The organism is Arthrobacter sp. EPSL27, assembly GCF_001512305.1.
Lineage (GTDB): Bacteria > Actinomycetota > Actinomycetes > Actinomycetales > Micrococcaceae > Arthrobacter.
Window position 1 is genome coordinate 1,002,928 of sequence record NZ_LNUT01000004.1, and the last position, 20,685, is coordinate 1,023,612.

Annotated in this window: 17 protein-coding genes; 11 read left to right on the forward strand and 6 right to left on the reverse strand. The window is 60.6% G+C overall.

Annotation, left to right across the window (positions count from 1 at the left end; translation table 11 throughout):
• The first annotated feature begins 265 nt into the window (after positions 1-265).
• The 11 genes from AR539_RS09165 to AR539_RS09215 all read left to right on the forward strand — a co-directional run bounded on the left by AR539_RS09165 (position 266) and on the right by AR539_RS09215 (position 12,995).
• A protein-coding gene (locus AR539_RS09165) for an IS3-like element ISAcl2 family transposase (RefSeq protein ID WP_157360953.1) occupies positions 266-1,410 on the forward strand; the annotation gives its coding sequence in 2 pieces (ribosomal slippage) (positions 266-542 and positions 542-1,410; 1,146 coding nt in all).
• Positions 1,411-1,736: 326 nt separating this feature from the next.
• The gene (locus tag AR539_RS18975; protein ID WP_231728577.1) at positions 1,737-2,942 is read left to right on the forward strand and encodes an ABC transporter substrate-binding protein; all 1,206 of its coding nucleotides are present in this window, start codon (positions 1,737-1,739) and stop codon (positions 2,940-2,942) included.
• Between the two features lie 79 nt (positions 2,943-3,021).
• On the forward strand, positions 3,022-3,897 hold the full coding sequence (locus AR539_RS09175) for a branched-chain amino acid ABC transporter permease (protein WP_066435151.1): 876 nt from the start codon (positions 3,022-3,024) through the stop codon (positions 3,895-3,897).
• Entirely contained in the window at positions 3,894-4,946 is a 1,053-nt protein-coding gene (locus AR539_RS09180) for a branched-chain amino acid ABC transporter permease (RefSeq protein ID WP_082699269.1), read from the forward strand. Before AR539_RS09175 ends, AR539_RS09180 begins: the two co-directional genes overlap by 4 nt.
• A complete protein-coding gene (locus AR539_RS18980) occupies positions 4,939-5,715 on the forward strand; it encodes an ABC transporter ATP-binding protein (RefSeq protein WP_082699270.1) in 777 nt (258 codons plus the stop codon). Before AR539_RS09180 ends, AR539_RS18980 begins: the two co-directional genes overlap by 8 nt.
• The gene (locus AR539_RS09190; RefSeq protein WP_066435156.1) at positions 5,712-6,473 is read left to right on the forward strand and encodes an ABC transporter ATP-binding protein; all 762 of its coding nucleotides are present in this window, start codon (positions 5,712-5,714) and stop codon (positions 6,471-6,473) included. The genes AR539_RS18980 and AR539_RS09190 overlap by 4 nt, the downstream gene beginning before the upstream one ends.
• A gap of 952 nt (positions 6,474-7,425) precedes the next feature.
• The gene (locus tag AR539_RS09195) at positions 7,426-8,568 is read left to right on the forward strand and encodes an Mrp/NBP35 family ATP-binding protein (protein ID WP_066435161.1); all 1,143 of its coding nucleotides are present in this window, start codon (positions 7,426-7,428) and stop codon (positions 8,566-8,568) included.
• Positions 8,569-8,611: 43 nt separating this feature from the next.
• The gene (locus AR539_RS09200; RefSeq protein WP_066435165.1) at positions 8,612-9,382 is read left to right on the forward strand and encodes an electron transfer flavoprotein subunit beta/FixA family protein; all 771 of its coding nucleotides are present in this window, start codon (positions 8,612-8,614) and stop codon (positions 9,380-9,382) included.
• A 30-nt stretch (positions 9,383-9,412) separates the two neighbouring features.
• Positions 9,413-10,396, forward strand: coding sequence for an electron transfer flavoprotein subunit alpha/FixB family protein (locus tag AR539_RS09205; RefSeq protein WP_066435167.1), 984 nt, complete (start codon positions 9,413-9,415; stop codon positions 10,394-10,396).
• A gap of 29 nt (positions 10,397-10,425) precedes the next feature.
• Positions 10,426-11,379 (forward strand): cytochrome b/b6 domain-containing protein, encoded by a 954-nt coding sequence (locus tag AR539_RS09210; RefSeq protein ID WP_082699271.1) that lies wholly within the window; start codon positions 10,426-10,428, stop codon positions 11,377-11,379.
• A gap of 734 nt (positions 11,380-12,113) precedes the next feature.
• On the forward strand, positions 12,114-12,995 hold the full coding sequence (locus AR539_RS09215) for an SDR family NAD(P)-dependent oxidoreductase (protein WP_157360955.1): 882 nt from the start codon (positions 12,114-12,116) through the stop codon (positions 12,993-12,995).
• Between the two features lie 612 nt (positions 12,996-13,607).
• On the opposite strand, the gene AR539_RS09220 is transcribed toward AR539_RS09215, so the two are convergent.
• From AR539_RS09220 to AR539_RS09245, 6 genes are read right to left on the reverse strand one after another with little or no spacing between them, the layout of a single operon-like run.
• Complete coding sequence (locus AR539_RS09220) at positions 13,608-14,570, reverse strand: alpha/beta hydrolase (protein ID WP_066435172.1); 963 nt, start codon at positions 14,568-14,570, stop codon at positions 13,608-13,610.
• Positions 14,571-14,575: 5 nt separating this feature from the next.
• Positions 14,576-16,054 (reverse strand): flavin-containing monooxygenase, encoded by a 1,479-nt coding sequence (locus AR539_RS09225; RefSeq protein ID WP_066435175.1) that lies wholly within the window; start codon positions 16,052-16,054, stop codon positions 14,576-14,578.
• Positions 16,051-17,208, reverse strand: a complete 1,158-nt coding sequence (locus AR539_RS09230) for a zinc-binding dehydrogenase (RefSeq protein ID WP_231728554.1) — start codon at positions 17,206-17,208, stop codon at positions 16,051-16,053. The genes AR539_RS09225 and AR539_RS09230 overlap by 4 nt, the downstream gene beginning before the upstream one ends.
• Positions 17,209-17,239: 31 nt before the next feature.
• Positions 17,240-18,514: a dihydrolipoamide acetyltransferase family protein gene (locus tag AR539_RS19320; RefSeq protein ID WP_066435176.1), complete on the reverse strand. Its 1,275-nt coding sequence runs from the start codon at positions 18,512-18,514 to the stop codon at positions 17,240-17,242.
• A 9-nt stretch (positions 18,515-18,523) separates the two neighbouring features.
• Complete coding sequence (locus AR539_RS19325; RefSeq protein WP_269433690.1) at positions 18,524-19,507, reverse strand: alpha-ketoacid dehydrogenase subunit beta; 984 nt, start codon at positions 19,505-19,507, stop codon at positions 18,524-18,526.
• Between the two features lies 1 nt (position 19,508).
• Positions 19,509-20,546, reverse strand: coding sequence for a thiamine pyrophosphate-dependent enzyme (locus tag AR539_RS09245; RefSeq protein ID WP_231728555.1), 1,038 nt, complete (start codon positions 20,544-20,546; stop codon positions 19,509-19,511).
• Positions 20,547-20,685 lie beyond the last annotated feature (139 nt).

A 20,685-nucleotide genomic window follows, 5' to 3' on the forward strand; every position in this document is an offset into this window, starting at 1 on the left:
CTCGGTTTGTGGCTCCGGGGCCGCTCATCGTGTGCCAGCCGGTCGTGGCGTGAGTAGGTGGCGGGTCGTTTTCGACTGCAGTGTCAGGCTGATATGCGCGGGCGGTTGCCGCATGACGAGGTGGTCGGCTGGAGCGGTAAGGGTGGTCTAATTTCGAGCGTCGGCGGTGTGATCCATCTGCTCATAGCCGGGCCCCGAAGGGACTGCCCCCGGTTTTGTTGACTCCTTGACCTAGCGAGCTTGTGCTCGTGGAAGGATGTTGACCATGCCCACGGCTTATGGGGCGGAGTTCCGCCAGGATGTTATTGATGTGGCCCGCAAGGGCGAGGCGCCGCTGGCGCAGATTGCGAAGGATTTTGGGCTTTCGGTCACGACGTTGAAGCGCTGGATCGCTATCGCTGAGCGTAAGGACTCCGGGACCAGCCCAGCGGCGGCGGAGTCGGCTGAGGTGCGGGAGTTGAAGAAGCGGAACCGCCTGTTGGAGCAGGAGAACGAGATTCTGCGCCGGGCGGCTGCCTATCTGGCCAGGGACATCAACCCAAAATGATCTACCCGCTGGTCACGGATCTTGCCGCCGACGGTGTTCCCGTGGCGGTGACCTGCAGGGTGTTGGGATTTAGCAAGCAAGGCTATTACCGCTGGAAGGCGAACCCGGTGACGGAACGGGACTGGATCGATGCGCACCTGGTCAACGCCGCCCTTGACATCCACTCCGACGATCCGGCGTTCGGGTACCGGTTCATCGCCGACGAGCTCCCGGAGAAGGGCATCACCGCGGGCGAGAACAGGGTCCAGCGCTTATGCAGGGACCACGGCATCTGGTCAGTGTTCTCGAAGAAACGGGGTCTGAACCGGAAACCGGGGCCACCGGTCCACGACGACCTGGTCGAGCGGGATTTCACCGCCGCGGCGCCGAACGAACTGTGGCTGACAGACATCACCGAGCACCCCACCGAAGAAGGGAAGCTCTACCTCTGCGCGGTGAAGGACGTCTACTCCGGCAGGATCGTCGGCTACTCAATGGACGCCCGGATGAAGTCCTCTCTTGCCGTCGCTGCCCTGGAGAACGCGGTGCAGGCACGAAGACGGGAAAGAACGGTGGTCCACTCCGACCGTGGGTCGCAGTTCCGGTCACGCCGGTTCGTTGAATCGCTCCGTCGCCACGGGCTCACCGGATCGATGGGCAGGGTCGGTGCGTGCGCGGACAACGCCGCGATGGAGTCCTTCTTCTCGCTGCTGCAGAAGAACGTCCTGGACCGTCAGCGATGGCTCACCAGACAGGACCTCCGGCTGGCCATCACAACCTGGATCGAGAGAACCTACCACCGCCGGCGACGGCAAAGACGGCTGGGCAAACTCACGCCCATCGAATATGAAACAATCAACCGGACCGCGCTCACAGCGGCCTAAGACCCCGAGTCAACAAAAGCCGGGGCAGTCCCGAATTCGCTCGTGCTGCCATAGAACTTCCACAACGCTCCGGGGGCAGGCCGCATTGATGCGCCTGACGGCACCGGCCAGCATTGGTGAGCTACTTACAGTGGTCACTTCTCAATGCCGCTGACATCCCGAACCTGAATTTCGGGCTCCTTTGCTTGACATTGCCTCCTGCACGCTCAACACTTGGGTCGAGGGTTTACGGTACGTTGTGCCGATACGTGGCACAACCTGCAAATAGAAGGAAAGTGGATTCAATGGTGAAAAGACTTTATTATCGGGGTCCCGCGGCGGGGGTCATGTCTCTGGCATTGGTTACTGGGCTCGTGGGTTGCGCCAGCACGTCTACGAACAGCGATGGTGGTGCTCTGTCCGGGCCTGACTTGACGCCAACCGGGACGCCGATTGTTATCGGCGCTGACCTTGACACAACAGGACCCGCCGCCTCATACAATCTGCAGACGCAGGCTGGCATTAAGTTGGCGGTCGCACAGATTAACCGCGCGGGCGGTGTTCTGGATAGACCGCTTAGGCTTGCTGAGCAGAACAGCGAGAGTGACCCTGCGAAGGCTCCCACTGCCTACAACGGGATGATAAATGATAAGGCAGTGGCTGCCATCGGATACGTCACTGTGGGAATTCCGTCAGTCAAGAGCCTCGTTCAGGATGCCAAGATGCTGACTATTGCCGCCGGATCGACGTCAGATGCCTTGGTAACCACAGCGCCCGCCGATTACCTCTATTCGCTTCTGCCCACGGCCCCGTCCTATGTTGAGGCGATGTGTGGCGCGTTCGAGTCTGTCGGAGCCAAAAAGATTGCCATATTCCACGATGATGCTCCAGGTGTTGTTGGCCTAGTCGCTTCTTACGACACGCTTTTCAAGAAGTCGTGTCTTCCCGAGGGATTTGTTGGCAAGGAATCTGCGCCACTCACGGCTGCCGACTTCACTGCTCCGGTTGCTCGAATTGCCGCGGCGAAGCCTGATGCCATTCTTACTGTGAGCGTTGGGGGCACATTCCAGGCGCAGTCGGAGTCCGCTTTTGCACAGGCCCTGCCCAAGACGCCTCGGTTTGCAATCGGCGCATTTGACGGCCAGCCGGATTCGTGGAAGACAGCACAGCCCGGAGCGCTCAACGGTCTGGTCGTGATCCACCCGGTAACGTCGGACAATCCGCGCACCGTCCAGCTGCAGGAGGACCTGCGCGCATTCAGCGGAGACACCAACCTCTCGGTGTCCCAAACCCATGCACTTGGGTACGACTCCGTCAAGCTTATTGCGCTGGCCATCGAGAAGGCCGGCACGGTTGATAACCCAGACGCACTCAACACGGCGTTCCAGGAGATCAAGGGCTACCAGCCGACATTCGGGCAGGCAGCCTTCACTCTCTCCTTCGGCGCCGATAAACACATCGCCGCCGACAGTTCCTGCGGCCTTGCCTTTGCGGTCTTTGGAAAGGAAAACACTCTGACGGGCAGTTGGGCGGATTACCAGCCCACATGCTAATGGATCACGAAGGTGGGAACGACCAGCTTGGTCCCCTTCCTGCGGTTCACAGTTTTTCCGTGAAAGAGAGTGTGAAAGTGTGACATACGTACAGTTGAGCTTGTCGGTGATAGAACTAACTTGCTTTTTTGGCCTGCTCGGGTTGGCGTATCTTGTTGTTCTCGAAGGCTCCGGCTTCTTTAACCTGGCAATTGGGCCCTATGCCATGATGGGGGCGTTATCCGTCTCGGGGCTCGTGATCAATCAGGGACTGACTTTATGGCTGGCCCTTGTCATTGGCTTAGTCGTCGTACTCTTACTGGCAGGCTCCACCGAGCTGCTGGTGGTCCGGCCTATCGAGCGCCGCTCGGGAGGAGCTGAGTTCCCTGCCCTGGTTGCAGTGGCAGCGCTGGTCTTCGGAATCTCGCAAGGCGCGGGACTGGTCTTCGGCCGCCTCCCACTTCCAGGCCAGCAGGTAGTCAGTTTCCCGGCGATCGACCTGGCAGGTGCTTTCGTCTCCGCCTCTCTGGTTCTCATCGTCGGTTTCGCGATTGTTGCTTTCGGTGGCCTGACATTACTGGCGCGCACGACGGCGTTCGGGCGAGCGCTTAGAGCGGCAGGAGATAACAGGGAAGCTGCTCGCATTCTAGGACTGCGCGTTGATCGAATTCGCCTGCTCGCGTTCATTGTTTCTGGTGGCATCGCATGCGGGGCGGGGATAGCGTTCGCGTCAAAAGGCGGCGTCTCCTACGACGTGGGTCTTCACTGGGCTCTTCTGGGCTTTCTTGCCCTCGTTATCGGCGGCACCGGGTCCTGGTTGGCGCCGTTGCTCGGCGGTTTCATTCTCTCCATAACGCAGGTGATCGTGCCGTTCTTCATCGGGGGAGAGTTTGCGGACTACGCGGTTCTGCTTTTCGCCCTGATTTTCTTCGGATTCCGTCCGCAAGGGCTTTATGTAAGAAAGGTCCGCACATGAAACTCGACACGCAAACTCTGGGTGAAAGGCGACCCCTTCCCTTGCGCTCGACGTCGAAAACCCCAGCTGGTTCTCTTTGGACAGGATCGAGACGGGTAGGCCCATTTATCGTCGCAATCGTGATTGCAGTGATGATTCTCCTTTGGGCCGGGTCGAACAACTACCGGCTCTCGACCGTAATCCTTGCCGTGTCCTATTCCCTCATCGCTTTGGGAATGTACATACCAGTTGCATGGGCAAACTCCCTTTCACTCGCTTACGGCGCATATGGTGCAATAGGCGCCTACAGTGTTGCGGTCATCGCCAAGACCTTCGGATTGCCGGTGTGGCTCGGCTGGATAGTCGGCTCGCTCCTTGCCGCGGCGATCGCCGTTATTCTCGCCCTGGCTACCGCGCGATTACTGGGATTTCATCTTGTCGCGGCCACGTTGCTGTTCGCGTTCGCGTTCCAGACCTGGCTGGGTCACAACCCGGCTCTTGGTCAGGCCAATGGTTTGGTTGGGGTACCCGGTTTATCCCTGTTCGGGTGGGTGCCGTCCGCGCAGGTCCTTGTGACTGCGGGCGTCGCACTGGTCTTGCTTATTGCCGTCGCCATGGACCGGGCCAAGTTCAGCCGGTGGGGGATCATAGTTCGATCAATCGGTGAAGCTCCTCTCGTTGTCTCGACTAGTGGCATTTCCGTCCCCCAAATGACGATCGTGGTGCTGGCCATTGGAGCGGGTGTCGCTGCCCTCGGAGGGTCGTTCTTCGTGACGTCGGTCGGCGGAATTACTCCGGAAACTTTCAATTTGAACGTGGTATTCCTCGCGCTGTTTATGCCACTTCTCGGTGGACTCGGCACGGCATGGGGCGCTGTTGTGGGGGCGGCGCTCACTGTTTTCCTTACCGTTCAGTGGAAGGTCTTCTCCGCTGCGGGCGGTCTCTTGGTGCTGAGCATCGCGGTCCTAGTCGTCCTGCTTACTGTTCCCGGAGGAATGCTTGGCTTGCTCTCCCAAGCCGGATCTAAGGTCAGCCGTTTATGGACGGCGAGGGGAGGCGTCAATGAGTGATAGCGCGCTGATGGTCGCCACGAACGTAAGCAAGAGCTACGGCGGAGTGCGTGCGGTGAACGGTGTCGACCTCACCCTTCGTTCCGGTGAAATCGTTGGGCTGATTGGGCCCAATGGCGCAGGAAAAACGACACTCGTCGATCTCATTTCAGGCACACAAAATGCAGATGGAGGAACTCTCACTCTCAATGGGCGCCAGGTTGCCGCCACGCCATTCCAACGGGCTAGGGCAGGCTTCGGACGAACATTCCAGCATCCCCAGGTCGCTCCAAATCTCACGGTCCGGGAGAATCTCCTCGTCGGTCGCGCTGCCCAAGCAAGTTTCAGTATGCGGGAGATGGCCTGGGGGTTTGTTCGTGGTGTCGCAACACCGGTGCGCGCTGACGATTTTGATGCCATTGATGAGCTTGCTGATGAAGTTAGGCTCAATCGTCTCGACCGCAGAGGAAAGGATCTAACCCTTGGGGAACAGCGCCTTGTAGAAGTGGCACGAGCGCTCGGTCAACGTCCGAAGGTCCTGCTCCTCGACGAGCCGTTCGCGGGTGCAGACACAAACGGGATTGACGGAATCGTCGATGTCGTTCTGATTGCGCAGCGGCGAGGTTGCGGAATCATTATCGTGGATCACAACGTGGACCTCGTCGCGTCACTCGTAAATCGAATCGTACTTCTCTCCCAAGGCGCTGTTGCTTTCGATGGGAATCCAGAAGAGTGCATGAAGTCCCCCGAGATGAATCGGGTTTACTTCGGTGCGGAGGTGGCGAAATGACGAATAACTCATTGGAGGTCTTGGGCCTTTCTATTCGGTACGGTAAAGCCCAGGCGGTATCAGGGGTGTCGCTGACGCTTCCTGCTGGGATGGTCACTGCGATAACCGGGCCGAACGGCGCAGGGAAAAGCACACTGTTGCTTGCTCTCCGGGGAACGGTCGAGTCCACCGGAATCATCCGAATTGGAGGTCAGGATGCCCGGGACTTTTCGATGCGTGAGCGGGCCAAGGCTATCGCGATCGTGCCGCAGGGTCGGCAGCTGTTCCCCAGGATGACGGTCCGCGAGAACCTTCAGGTCATGGCCAGCCTGCTCCGTCTGCCGCGAGGGAAGGTGGACGAGGCAATGGATCGCTTTCCCGTCCTTCGAACGCGTTCGAAAAGTCTTGCAGGTGTGCTGAGCGGAGGCGAACAGCAGATGCTCGCAGTTGCGCGTGCACTGATGGCAGAGCCAGCCTTCCTTCTACTGGATGAACCGATGACCGGTCTCGCGCCGCTGATTGTTCAATCGATAAATGAAACGATTAGGGATCTTGCGGCGGGAGGGGTGGGCGTCGTCATCGCCGAACCGGCGGTGCGAGCACTGGGAGATGTGGTTCAGCAAGGCCACGTGCTGATCCGGGGTAGCGTCGCTGCCTCGGCAAATAGCCTCGTCGAGCTCGAGCGGGCATACAAGTCGGCGATGGGAGTGGAAGAGCGAATTCTCGAGGAGCACCTGGCCCTCGCGGACACGTCCCGACTGGGCGACACGCGGAGTTGAGCGCCTGTTCACAATCGCCGTGAAGGACCAGGGCCGTTTATCGACGGAAAACGCACCCGCGATGAGGCGTGGTCCGGTTATCAATGCCGATCAAGGCCAGCCGCTGGATAGGGAGGCCACCCGATAAGGTTCCCGCCCAGTATTTCTTGAATACCAGGCGAGACCTGTATGCCCGCTTTTCTGGTTTCCTAACTCAAGCTACCCCGCCGCAACCAGCCAGCATCTCTTCTCAAGCGACAATTAGCATCGTGCCGTCCAACGGGATGCTGTTCCATTTTTGATTCAGAAGAGGTAAGCTTGTTTGCAGGCGAAGGAGCGGGATTAGCCAATCTCTTCCGGAACTGATGGCTACAGCCGGTCAAGTGCCGTCCTAAAAAGGCCCTATCGCGGGACTTGTGAACGCGGGGAATAGCGCTTACCGGCTTGCAAGGGGTCTAGATGGGCAGAAGAAGGTCGTTGTGGACCTAGCGCAGGATTTGCCGCGCAGCAGGTTCCACTAACCATCTGGATTTCGACGGAGGTTGGTGTAGGAGCCGGATGAGGTTGCTTCCGTTTTCATCCTCCGTTTTCCGGGGCAGCGGCGGCCTTAATTCCAAGTAGGAGATCAGGAAATGAGTCAGGAACGGCGCATTGTCATAGCGGTGACGCTCAGGGAGAGTCGAGACCATGCCCAACTTTCTCGATTGGCTTCGATTTTCGGCCGCCGGGGTCTGGACGTGCTCGAAGCGGAGCTTTCCAGAATCTCACAGGGAAGCAGACTTTTCACTGCTACGGTCATGGCGTCCCCTCGCCGCGCCAATACTTTGCTTCAAAGCTTCCTAGGACTGGTAGACGTCGTTAGCGCTGAATTGCTCGATCATGGAGGTTCGGGGGCTGTGACGGCCCCGGAGGAATTGACAGCAGGAAGGGTGGCACATGTGCCACCGCTGCGCAGTGAGAAGGACAATTCTTGATGCCGCATGATCACCAAACCCTGACCGAAGCGATACACCGGGCGCTGGGCGAAGTTATAGATCCCGAGCTTCGTCGTCCAATCACCGAGCTGGGTATGCTGAGGGACTTTTCCGTTGACACCGATGGACATGTCACTGTGGAAGTACTACTGACTGTCGCTGCTTGTCCGATGCGCGGGGTCATAAGCTCAGACGTTAAGGCAGCCCTGGCACCCATTCGTGGAGTGTCGAAGGTTTCGGTGGTGTTGGACGTAATGACTACCGAACAACGAACGGCACTGAAGGAACAGCTCAAGGGAAGTAAAGGGCGAGTCATACCATTTAATGACCCGTCCTCGCTGACTCGAATCTATGCTGTAACCAGCGGCAAAGGTGGGGTCGGAAAGTCCAGCCTAACCGCAAACCTCGCGTCGGCAATGGCAGCTAAGGGTCTTCGGGTGGGCATCGTAGACGCTGACGTCTACGGCTTTTCCATCCCTGGATTGATGGGGATTGATCAGGCGCCTACCCGTATGGATGACATGATTCTGCCGCCTGTAGCTTTTGGGGTCAAAGTAATCTCCACCGGAATGTTTATCAGCGGGAATAAACCGGTGGTGTGGCGCGGTCCCATGCTGCACCGTGCTTTGGAGCAGTTCCTGAGGGACGTGTATTTCGGGGATTTAGATGTTCTGTTTATAGACCTGCCACCTGGTACCGGCGACATTGCTATATCGATCTCTCAATTGCTCCCTCAAGCTCGCATTCTGGTGGTCACTACACCTCAGAGCGCGGCCGCCGAGGTTGCCGAACGTTCCGGCCTCATCGCGGCGCAGACCGGACAGCTAATCGCCGGTGTCATAGAGAACATGTCCTGGCTCGAATTGGAAGACGGTAGACGCATGGAACTCTTTGGTTCTGGTGGCGGTGCAACCACCGCGGAGCGGTTGAGTAGTGAGCTTGGCGAAGATGTAGCGCTGCTGGGCACTGTTCCTCTCGAACCGCTTCTGCGGGAAGGCGGCGATAGGGGGCGTCCGCTCGTGACGGCGGACGGTGCGGCCGGAGCGTCCCCGGCCGCGAAAGCGTTGAGGGATCTCGCCGCCGCCCTAGCCTCTCGCCCCTTGGGCTTGGCAAGGCGCCCCTTGGGTATCAGCCCGGCATAAGTAACTTGACATGAAGTCATTAAAACCAGCAGGAGGAAACACCATGAAGATCGTCGTACTCGTCAAGCAGGTCCCGGATACCTACGAGGACCGGAAGATCGACCTATCCAGCGGGTTGCTGGACCGAGATGCTAGCGATATCGTGCCCGACGAGATCAATGAGCGTGCACTGGAGTCCGCGCTGCGCTACAAGGACGGCCAGAAGGCCACTGAGATCGTTGTACTGACGATGGGTCCGGACTCGGCAACCAAGACATTGCGCAAGATGCTCTCGATGGGGGCCGATTCGGCCATCCACATTGTGGACGACGCCTTAGCCGCCTCGGACATGGTGCAGACTGCACGGGTGCTAGCCGCCGCGATCCAGCGGGGGGGCTTCGACCTGGTCCTGGCCGGCAACGAGTCCACGGACGGGCGCGGCGGAGTGGTCCCCGCGATGGTGGCTGAGATCCTGGGCCTTCCCCTACTGCCCTCTCTGGACGCCCTGGAGTTGGAGGCGGGATCCGTATCCGGCACCTGCTCCATCGACGGCGGTTCTCTTTCCGTGCGTGCGCCGCTGCCAGCGGTCGTGTCCGTTACCGAACGCTCCGCGGAGGCCCGTTTCCCTAACTTTAAGGGCATCATGATGGCCAAGCGTAAACCCGTGGAGACGATGGACCGGGCCTCGCTGGACCTAGGTACCGCCGCTGTTGCCGCATCGGTCGTGGGATCCGCCACCAAGCGTCCTGCGCGTGCCGCCGGCACCAAGATCATCGACGATGGGACCGCCGCCCAGGAACTCGCCGGTTTCCTCGCCTCGAACCGCCTCATCTGACCCGCCTGATATCCCAACGGAGAAACCGACATGGCAAACATTCTTGTACTCATCGAAACCTCGTCCACCGGCGGCATCAAGGCCTCCGCGCCCGGCCTAATCGGGGCGGCCGCCCAGCTGGGCACCCCTGTCGCAGTCGTGGCTGCAGCCCCCGGGACCGGGGCCGCAGTTGCTGGCGAGCTGGGCCGGCTCGGTGCTGCGCATGTCTACGTCGCCGAGGGCGAGGACGCGGGCCGTATCCTGGCCCAGCCCCAACTCGTGGCACTCACCGCGGCGGTCAGCGCCTACGCACCGGCCGCGGTGCTGATCTCCAACTCCACCGAATCCCGTGAGGTCGCTGGCCGGCTGGCCATACGCACCGGCGGGGCCGTCGCCGCCGACGCTGTGAATGTCCGGTCCGAGGACGGGCGGATCGTCGCTGTCCACTCGGTTTTCGGCGGCGATTACACCACTGAATCCTGGGTCCGGGACGGCCTGACGATCATTACCATCCGGCCCGGTTCCATCCAGGAACGGGCTGCAGCCGCCACCGCCGAGCTCACTGTGGCCCCGCTCGCCGCCGCCGACTTCCCGGCGGCCATCATTGAACAGGTCCACGAAGCCGGAGCCGACACTGGCCGGCCCGCCCTTCGCGGTGCAACGAAGGTCGTCTCCGGCGGGCGCGGGCTCGGTTCGAAGGACAACTTCGTGCTCGTGGAACAGCTGGCCGACGCACTGGGGGCAGCAGTTGGCGCCTCCCGTGCCGCCGTTGATGCCGGGTACGTCCCGCAGTCCTACCAGGTCGGCCAGACCGGTGTAGCGGTTTCCCCGCAGCTCTACGTTGCCCTCGGCATTTCCGGGGCCATCCAGCACAGGGCTGGCATGCAGACTTCCAAAACTATTGTCGCCATCAACAAGGACGAGGATTCGCCAATCTTCGAGGTCGCCGACTTCGGAATTGTCGGCGACGTCTTCACCGTCGTCCCCCAGCTGATCGAGGCCATTAATGCCCACCAGCTGACGGCGGCACACTAGTCCGGAGCACGGGAAGGAAACGCGGAGTCATGTCCATTCCAACAAAGCAGTCTGCATCCACGCGGAAGGCAAAGCGCAGACCCGTACCGTCCTGGGTGAAGGCTGCCGCGGCTGTGGCGGCCGCGGCGGTGCTGCTGCTCGCGGTGTTCATGCTGGCCCGGTGGCTGCGGACCCTTCCGGCCGTGGAATCGTTCCTGCTACAGTATCCAGGCCATACCGAGCTGCCGGAGACCGCGCCTACGGGCCTTCCTGGGTGGCTGGGCTGGCAGCACTTTTTGAACGCATTCTTCATGGTCCTGATCATCCGCACTGGGTGGCAGGTACGCACCACTGCGCGGCCCAAAGCGTACTGGACCCGCAACAACAAGGGCCTGGTACGGACGAAGAACCCGCCGAAAAAGATCAGCCTCGACCTGTGGCTCCACCAGAGCCTTGACGCGCTGTGGGTGATCAACGGCATCGTGTTCATCGTGCTTCTGGTCGCCACCGGTCAGTGGATGCGGATCGTGCCAACGGGCTGGGATGTGTTGCCCAATGCCCTCTCCACCGCGCTGCAGTATGCGTCCTTCAACTGGCCCACGGAGAACGGCTGGGTGAACTACAACAGCCTTCAGGTTTTGGCCTACTTCGCCACGGTGTTCATCGCCGCACCGCTGGCCATCATCACCGGACTGCGAATGTCCGGGGCCTGGCCGCAGAATGCGCAGAAGCTGAATCGGCTATACCCGGTCGAGGTTGCCCGGGCGGTCCACGTGCCGGTCATGGTTTACTTCGTACTTTTCATCATCACCCACGTCGCCCTGGTGCTGCTCACCGGAGCGCAGAGGAACCTAAACCACATGTACGCCTCCCGGGACGACGCCAGCTGGGTTGGCTTTTGGATCTTCATCGGCTCACTCGCAGTTTTGGCCGCCGCCTGGTTCCTGTCCCGCCCGCTCTTCCTGCGGCCCATCGCATCGCTCATGGGCAAGGTCTCCCGCTAGGGAGGATGCGAACTCACCGAGGACCAGCAGGTGCTTGTCATGCAATCCCACGTACTTCGATGCGAACCGGCAAAACGGGACGAAACCATGTCCTTCGCCTGACCTCCCAACTCAGCTGTGCTAGCGCCTACACAGGCACCCCGCCATCGGGCAGACTAGCCAGGGATGATTTTTGGAGAGCTGGCATGCCAGCTTCCGATCGTCGATACATCGTTTTTCAACAACATGGTGATGGACGTGGGCCCATCCAAACTACGACGGGCCAAGTGGGCCGGCTGCCCCTGCCATAGCTGGCCCACCATCGTCCTCCCGCGAGCTCCGGATCCACAGGTCGGATCATGCTTCCAGATATGGGCATACCTCAGTTTCGGAGGGATAAATTTGATACCGACCTATGGAACGGCGTGCCACATAATGGTATGTTTTCTACACACGTCAGTGGATGAAACGCATTCGACTCGATCCGCTCCAAGCTTGTTGGGGCCTCCTGGGTTGGGGATAACCGGTGACAATAAAGCCGGATGTCCACCCGCAGGGCGGAGGTAGGCTCCTTCCTTGCCGTGGATACGCTCTCATCCAGTTTCGTGGCTAGATATGTGGCTAGATATACAGTCGGCTTTCGCCTCGCATAGCAGGCCGGCGATGGCCACACGGCTGGCGTGATAACCGGGCAGGACCTCGAATTCGTCGAGCTCGCCGCAGAGTTCGAGCCGCTTCGCCTATAGCACCGCCGGTTGACGACTCCACTTCATTTTCACCAGACAGATTGGATAGAAAAAATGACATATCAGCCACTCAAGGATCGCGTCGCTGTCGTGACAGGAGCGAGCCGCCAGGGGGGAATCGGACGTGCCATTGTCAAGCACCTCGCCGCTCTCGGTGCGAAGGTCGTCGTTTCGGATGTAGGACGCCCGCTCACAGTTGATCGTGATTACCCGGTTGCGTCGACTGAAGCCCTCCAGGAGACCGTCGAGGAGTTGGAGAGTCTCGGCCACGAGGCACTTGGTGTTCGCTGTGACATCACCAAGCCGGACGAGCTCAAGGCCCTCGTGGATGCGACAGTCCAGAAGTTCGGGCGACTCGATATCTGGGTCAACAATGCAGGTGTCGCGGTAAGTGGCATTGAGCTAGTAGACGTGCCTGAAAAGGATATCGACCTCACGGTCGGGGTCAATGTGAAGGGAACCTACCTTGGCGTACAGGCAGCGGCCAGGCAGTTTATTTCTCAAGGGGACGGCGGACGCATCATCAATGTAGCGAGCCAGGCGGGTAAGGTCGGTTTCCCGCTCCTATCAATTTATTCAGCCTCGAAATTTGCCGTTATCGGTATAACGCAGTCCGCAGCTGCAGAGCTCGGCAAGCATGGCATCAACGTCAACGCCGTGTGTCCCGGCACCGTTGACACTGAACTCTCCTCTGTTGCTTGGGCGGCCAACGCCAAGCAGGCGGGCGTCGATGTCGATGTCCTGCGGGCACAGACGAACGCAACTATCCCGCTCGGGCGCTTCCAAACGCCCAGCGACGTCGCCGATCTCGTCGGTTTCCTGGCATCCGACGAGAGCGGTTACATCACCGGTGAGTCCATCAACACCACCGGCGGCCAAACGATGGTGTGACTGGCGCTTCCAACTAACACATAGTGCTCGTCCGCCAGGGCGTGGCGAAGCGGTCCCGGGCCTAGAGCTTGGGACCGCTTCCTCTTTATGCGCTGCCGGGTTTACATGGCGGGTGACAGCACCGCCAGATCTCGGTAGAGGTACCGGATGGGTGCGACTTATCTGCAGCCACAGGGCCAGATTAGCTGCTCTGCTGAGGGGTTCAAGGGCAATGACGCCGCCGGCTGGAGAATAACCCAGCGTGAACTTGGATGGCAAACAGCAGCCCGGGTTTCTCGACGATGATGTGGGGGGAATAGCGCTCTAATCGGCTCCCTCCCAGGCATGATTTCGGCAATTTTCCGGGTCAACACGTGGATGCTCACCAGCAAAGTTTAGGGCGCGCCGAAGGCAGAATAGTATCGACCCTGCCCTGAACTCCCTGAGTTCCGGGTATGCCTCCCGTTATATGCACATACGTGGAGCCGGTGGTCGAGAATAATCAGTTGTTGCTCCCTCTGATGAAACCACCTGAGGGGCACTGAAGGACGCAGAAGGCCTGGTGGCGGGACTCGGACCGTAGAGGTCCGAACAGTGGATTCCTGGGCCCGAATTCAGTCTCCGGACTGCACCTCAAGGCCGGAGAGCTTCCCGCAGGAAGGAGGCCACACGGTCAAGGGTCGCCACGCCGTGGGCGATAGTGCCCGCCGATGTAAAAAGTCCATGCGCGTAACCGGCGAGGTGGTGGTGCTCTACCCGCGTGCCGGCTTCGGCTAGCTTTGCTGCATAGCGGATGCCCTCATCCGCGAGCGGATCATGCTCAACGGTGATCACAAGGGCGTCAGGGCTGCCCTCCGGTACCGGGTGGCGCAGTGGGCTTAAAGCAGCCTCACCACGAAGGGCGGCATTAGGCACGTACATATTGGCGAACCAACGCATCGTGGCGTCCGTGAGCGGAAACCCTTCCGTGACTCGCGAATAGGAGGGGGTGTTCATTTCCAAGTCGGTTACAGGGTAAAGCAACACCTGAGCCCGAAGCTTGCCAGGGATACTGTCTGTTGTGCTTTCCTTCGCAAGCACCGCCACCATTTGCGCCCCGGCGCTGTCTCCGGCGATCGCTACCCGGTCCGGGTCAATGTGCAATGCGGCAGCATTGGAAAAGAGCCAAGTGAGCGCGTGCCGGCAATCTTCAACCGCTGCGGGATAGGAGTGTTCCGGCGCCAGACGGTAATCGACGGCAAGCACAACGGCACCCGAGTGCTTGGCCAGGTAGCGGCAGAGCCTATCGTGCGTGTCCAGGCTGCCCACCACCCAGCCGCCGCCGTGAAGGAAAAGGATTCCGGCTGACCCGTTATCGTCATGTACCGCCTCGGAACGATAAACGCGGCCACGCACTCCGGTCACCTCGTCTATCACTATGTCCTCCACGCTGTGCAGATCTTCGGGTGGAACCCCGTTTGTTGCGCAACTCAGCTCATAGTTCGCTCGGGCCTGTTTCACGCCGACATCCTGGAAGGACTTGCCTCCGCCCAGGCGGAAAGCCTGGATCGAAGGCCATGCATCCTCGGCGATTGCCCTCGCTTGGCGCGGCGCCACGGCTCCTACCTCATTTCGGCGGCTGGAACCGCCGAACGGTAGTCGCCGCGATTCATTTCGGCGGTAAGCGCACGGTATTCCTCAACGGTGCCGCACCAGTTGTTGATCACCTTGCCCTCGTCGTTCTTGTACCACGAGGAGCAGTCCGACGAGAATGACGACATCTCGAGTTCCCGTTGCACCATGTCGTTGTACTCGCGTAGCACCATTTCATCGACCTCCAGCACATCGCCCGGGTTCGATTTCAGGTAATTAACAGCCTCGACAATGTATTCCTGTTGGGCCTCCATCATCGTCACGATTGAATTGTGGTTAAGGTTCGTGTTCGGACCATAAATCATGAACATGTTGGGGAACCCGTCAACGGTCATTCCCAAGTACGCCTCCGGGGTGTTACCCCACCGCTCCGCGAGTTGCATGCCGTGCCGGCCGACGACCTCCAGCTGGCCCTGGAATGCCTGGCTCTTGAACCCGGTACCGAAGATGATGACATCGAACTCGTACTCGCGGCCGTCCCGAGCGATGATCTCATGCTCTGTAATCTCTCGGATACCGCTAGTTTCAAGCATTACGTTGGGCCGCATAAGGGCCGGGTAATAGTCGTCGCTGCGCAGTACGCGCTTGCACCCGTACTCGTAGTCAGGAGTGAGTTTTTTGCGGAGAACCGGATCGGGCACCTGCGCTTCGAGGTGGGCCCGGGCGTCGAGAACGGCCTGCGCCTGGTCCGAAGAATCATGCTTCATCCGGGCGAACCCGGCCTCACGCATGTTGTGGATTCCGATGCGGCTCTCCAGGAAGACGGCAGGATTGGCACTGAACTCGTCAAGCCGCTCCTGAGTGAACACCACCTGGTCACGGGGGAGGATGTAATTCGCGGAGCGTTGAAAGACGACCAGTTCATCGGCCACCTTGGCGACCTCAGGGATGTATTGCACCGCGCTGGCCGCGGCGCCGATGCTCGCCACACGCTTGCCTCGAAGATCAACGTCATGTCTCCATTTGGCGGAGTGGAACCATTCGCCACTGAACCGTTCGAGGCCCTCGAAGTCAGGAATGCTAGGGGTGCTGAGCTGGCCCCAGGACGGCACAAAGGCACGGGCGAGGTAGGTCTCGCCGCCCGCCGTCTCGATGCGCCATATTCCCCGCACCTCCTGCCAGACGGCTCGGATGATTTCGCTGTTGAGCCGGATCCTGTCCGCCAGCTGAAACTTGTCAACAATGGACTCGATGTAGCCAAGCAACTCATCACGCCCGGCAAACAGAGCACTCGCCCGGAGATTGAGGTGGAAGCTGTAGCAGTAGATATGCGACTGCGTGTCGCAAGCCGCTCCCGGGTAGGAGTTGTCGCGCCACACCCCGCCGACCCGCCCGGCCTTCTCAAGCAACACAAAGTTATCAATATCGTTGCGCACGAACTGGGCGGCGGCACCGATGCCGCCGTAACCTGCGCCGAGGATAACCGCGTCGTAGACGTGTTCGCTCATTTCGCTTCTCCCTTGTGGAAGAGGACAACTTGGCGCATGGCGGAAGCGTCCGCCAGGCGGTCCATTGCCTCGTTAATCTGATCGAGTCGGATGGTGTCAGAAATAAGTTTTTCGATCGGAAAAGAACCTGAGCGCCACAGCTCAACAAATCGTGGGATGTCACGCTCGGGGATCGCCGCGCCCATATAGCTGCCCATGATCGTGATCGCCTCTGCTGTTATCCGCAGTGGCGAGATTGTCGCCGTCGACTCAGGGGAGGGCAGACCCACTGTGACGAGTCGGCCTCCCGGGGCAACTAGGCCGAACGCAGTCTCGAATGCCCGGGCGTTGCCGACAGCCTCGAGCACGACTGAGACCCGGATGCCCTCGTCGATGGCATCTTGGGGTGTCAGTGCTTTTGCGGCCCCCAGAGACAACGCGAGCTCAAGCTTCTCGGGCTGGTTGTCCACGGCGATCACCTGGGCGCATCCCTGCGCCACGGCAGTCAGCAATCCGGCCATGCCGACGCCGCCAAGGCCAACCACTGCGACCGTATCTTCCGCTGTGATCCTGGCGTTGTTGAGCAGAGCACCACCACCGGTGAGCACAGCACAGCCGAGCACGGCGGCGACTTCCGGAGGCACGTCGTCGTCTACAGGCACTACAGAACGTCGGTCGACGACCGCGTGCGTGGCGAACCCAGAGACCCCGAGGTGGTGCTGCACGGTCTCAGAGTTTGAATGCAGGTGGCGCGCACCGCTGAGCAGGGTTCCCTCGGTGTTTGCCCGGGTTCCTTCGCTGCAAGGCAATAACCCGTTGGTGCGGCAGTTCGCACAGGCCCCGCAGCGCGGCAGGAATGTCATAATAACTCGCTGCCCGGGCGCGATGTCCGTGACCTGGGAGCCGACACCCAACACACGGCCAGCTGCCTCGTGGCCAAGGAGCATGGGCAGCGGCCTGAGTCGGCTTCCGTTCACGACCGACAAGTCGGAGTGGCACACAGAAGCAGCTTCCATTTCGATGAGCAGCTCGGTTTCGCCCGGCTCGTTTAGCGTGAGCTCTTCAATGACGATCGGCCGCGACCGCGCGTACGGTTGCTCGAGCGCGCTGTACCGGAGCACCGCACCGCGAATCCGACGCGTAGCACTGATCCAGGGTGATGAAATGGTTGCCACGGAATTCCTCTTCGTTCGTACTGGGACTGGTTCAGACATACAGCATGGCCTCAGCGGGATTATGCAGGAGACGGCCGACGTCGGTAAGAACCCGTGACCCGAGCTCGCCGTCGACAAGACGATGGTCAAAGGACAACGCCAGTTGAGTGACCTGCCGCGGCACGATCTCACCATCGACCACCCATGGCATGTAGCGCACCGCGCCGAAGGCCAGAATGGCTGCCTCACCGGGGTTGAGGATTGGTGTTCCAGCGTCCACCCCAAGCGCCCCGATGTTGGTAATCGTGATCGTGCCGGAGCTCATATCTGCCGGGGTGGTCTCGCCGGAGCGCGCCCTGCTGACGAGCAGGTCGAGAGCGCTGGCGAGCTCAACCAGATCCATGGTGTGGGCATCCTTGATGTTCGGCACCAGAAGGCCTCGCGGGGTGGCGGCTGCGATGCCGAGGTTAACGTAGAACTTTTCGATTACCTCCTGGTTCGCTTCGTCCCAAGTGCTGTTGATAAGAGGGTGTTTCCTTGCAGCAAGCACGAGCGCCTTGGCCACGAAAAGCAGGGGCGAGACACGCACTCCCTGCCAGCGCGGATCACGCTTGAGCTGGGCAACCATTTGCATGGTGGCTGTAACGTCGACCGTGAGCCATTCAGTGACGTGAGGGGCGGTGAATGCGGACAGCACCATGGCTGATGCCATCACCTTGCGTACACCCTTGATTGGCAGGCGCCGTTCCCGTGCGGTGTCGACTGGTGCGGGAGTCGACCCGCCGGCTGCCGCGGCCTCAATCTCCTCGCGCGTGATCATGCCACCGTCGGTCTTGGCGAGCTTATCGAGGTCGACACCGAGTTGCTTTGCGCGAAGCCGTGCCGGCGGGGTCGCACGGCCCTTCGCGGGCTCAGCGTTTTCTTTGGCCACGGGAACGGAACGCGGGGCAGAGCGCGTATTTCCGGCGCCGTTGGGCCCCAGTCGGCGCCGACGATCCGCAGGCGCACTTGGCCCGGTGCCAACAAGTACAAGGGGCTTCGCTTCCTCACCCGGGCCGCCGACAGCGTGCTCATCATTCCCACCCTCTGCCTCCACGGTGACAAGCACGCTTCCCACCGGTACTGTGTCGCCCGGTACGCCGTGCAGCGTTGCAATGCGTCCCGCGAAGGGGGACGGCAGTTCCACGCTCGACTTGGCGGTTTCGATCTCTACGAGCACGTCATTGATGGCAACGGTGTCGCCGACGGAAACCTGCCAGCCGATGATCTCAGCTTCAGTAAGGCCCTCGCCCACGTCTGGCAACCGGAAGGTGTGCAGCGCTGTCATGATGTTCTCCTAAAACTTCAGGGCCTGATCGATGGTCTCAAGGACGCGGTCGACATCGGGCAGGAATTCGTTCTCGGTGCGGGCCGGGGGATACGGCAGGTTGTACGCTCCGACGCGCAGCACCGGCGCCTTGAGCGCGTAGAAGGCGCGTTCGGTGACAGCTGCCGCAATTTCGGCGCCTATCCCGAGGAAGGTGGAGGCCTCATGCACGACGACGAGGCGGCCGGTTTGTTCAGCAGCTAGGGTGATCGTGTCGAGATCAAGCGGGGAGATCGAGCGCAGATCGATCACGCCGACGGAGAAGCCGTCTTCCCCGGCGGCGTGGGCTGCGGCCAGGGCGGTCGCGACGGTGGGGCCGTGGGCCACGATAGTGCAGTCAGTACCTGAGCGGAGGACACGTGCCTTATCGAGAGGCTCAACGGGCCCTGTCAGGCCGTCGATATCAACTTCGCCCTTGTCCCAGTAGCGACGCTTGGGTTCATAGAAGATCACAGGGTCATCGCTGGCGATGGCCTGTTGGATCATTTGATAGGCGTCGGCCGGGTTGGAACAGGATACGACCCGTAAACCGGCGGTGTGGGCGAAGTAGGCCTCATTCGATTCGCTGTGATGCTCTACCGCGCCAATGCCGCCTCCGACGGGTATCCGGATCACGATCGGCAGGGCAATGCGGCCGGCGGATCGTGCCCGCATTTTCGCCAGCTGGCTGACGATCTGGTCAAAGGCCGGGTAGACGAACCCGTCAAACTGGATCTCGCAAACCGGTCGGTAGCCACGCAAGGCTAGGCCGATCGCGGTTCCGACTATTCCGGACTCGGCGAGCGGCGTGTCCACGACGCGTTCGGCACCGAACTGATCGCGCAGCCCGTCGGTCACGCGGAAGACGCCCCCGAGCCTACCGATGTCTTCGCCCATGAGCATGACGCGCGGGTCGGCTTCCATGGAGCGTCGCATGCCCGAATTGAGCGCTGAACCCAAAGTCATAGATACCAAGTCAGTGCTCCGTTTCAAGGTCTGCGCGGAACGCAATAAACTGCTCGCGCTCTCGGCTGGTCACAGGGTGCGGTTCAGCGTAGACGCTTTCGAATAGATCGGCGAGATCAGGGTCGGCCAGCCTGAGGCAGGCTTCCCGGGAGCTGGAGGCAAAGGCCTGGGCTTCTTCGTCGAGCTCGTCGAAGAATGAGCGTGATGTGCCGGTAGCTTTCAGAAGAGCCTCAAGCCGCAGAAGAGGGTCACGCGCCTCCCATTGGGAGAACTCATCCGGATTGCGATAGCGCGTCGGGTCATCCGAACTGCTGTGGCCTGCCATGCGGTAAGTTTCGGCCTCAATGAGCGCAGGACCGTTGCCAGAACGAACCCATGCAGCAGCCTCACGGGTGACAGCGTGAACGGCGAGGGCATCATTGCCGTCAACGTGCCATGAGGGCAACCCAAATCCGGCCGCGCGTTGCGTAAGTGTCGTGCGCATCTGCACTGCGGGCGGAGTTGAGATCGCCCACTGGTTGTTCTGCACGAAGAAGAGCACCGGCAACGTTCCCGCCGCGGCCCAGTTCAGCGCTTCATTCACGTCGCCCTGGCTGCTCGCTCCGTCACCGAAATACGCCGTGACCACCTCATCGCTACGGTCCATCTTGACCCCGGCGGCATAGCCCGTGGCGTGCAGCGCCTGTGTGCCTAGCACAAGTGAATAGATGTGAAAATGATGCTTTTGCGAATCCCAGCCTGAGTGGGCTATACCCCTCCATTGGGCAAAAAGTTGCGCGGGTGTGATGTCCCGGTAAAGGGCCGCAGCGTGCTCCCGATAGCTCGGAAACACCATGTCCGATTCCCTCAGTGCCGCGATCGACCCGACTTGTGCGGCCTCCTGCCCCCAGGACATCAGCCAGAGGGCCAGCTGGCCCTGCCGCTGAAGTGCCAGCGCCTCACGGTCAAGTGCCCTCGAGCGGGTCATATGACGATAGAGGGCGCGGGCGAGATCGGTGTCGATTTCCTGTGATCGTCCAGCCTCGGTGAGGGTCCCATCGGGATTCACGAATCTGATTATTGGAAGCGGAACCGGAGCTGTGACGCTTGGCGGAATGCGTGGACCAGTGTGGCGGGTCACCACGGCTAGTTCGTTCATGAGATGCCTCATATCTGTAGATGCGAGCAGCGTTGCCTCAAGGATCGGC

Coding starts and splice junctions, on each gene's coding strand:
- AR539_RS18975 (WP_231728577.1), top strand. CDS start 1,737: ATGTCTCTGGCATTGGTTACTGGGCTCGTGGGTTGCGCCAGCACGTCT.
- AR539_RS09180 (WP_082699269.1), top strand. CDS start 3,894: ATGAAACTCGACACGCAAACTCTGGGTGAAAGGCGACCCCTTCCCTTG.
- AR539_RS18980 (WP_082699270.1), top strand. CDS start 4,939: ATGAGTGATAGCGCGCTGATGGTCGCCACGAACGTAAGCAAGAGCTAC.
- AR539_RS09190 (WP_066435156.1), top strand. CDS start 5,712: ATGACGAATAACTCATTGGAGGTCTTGGGCCTTTCTATTCGGTACGGT.
- AR539_RS09195 (WP_066435161.1), top strand. CDS start 7,426: ATGCCGCATGATCACCAAACCCTGACCGAAGCGATACACCGGGCGCTG.
- AR539_RS09200 (WP_066435165.1), top strand. CDS start 8,612: ATGAAGATCGTCGTACTCGTCAAGCAGGTCCCGGATACCTACGAGGAC.
- AR539_RS09205 (WP_066435167.1), top strand. CDS start 9,413: ATGGCAAACATTCTTGTACTCATCGAAACCTCGTCCACCGGCGGCATC.
- AR539_RS09210 (WP_082699271.1), top strand. CDS start 10,426: ATGTCCATTCCAACAAAGCAGTCTGCATCCACGCGGAAGGCAAAGCGC.
- AR539_RS09225 (WP_066435175.1), bottom strand. CDS start 16,054: ATGAGCGAACACGTCTACGACGCGGTTATCCTCGGCGCAGGTTACGGC.
- AR539_RS19320 (WP_066435176.1), bottom strand. CDS start 18,514: ATGACAGCGCTGCACACCTTCCGGTTGCCAGACGTGGGCGAGGGCCTT.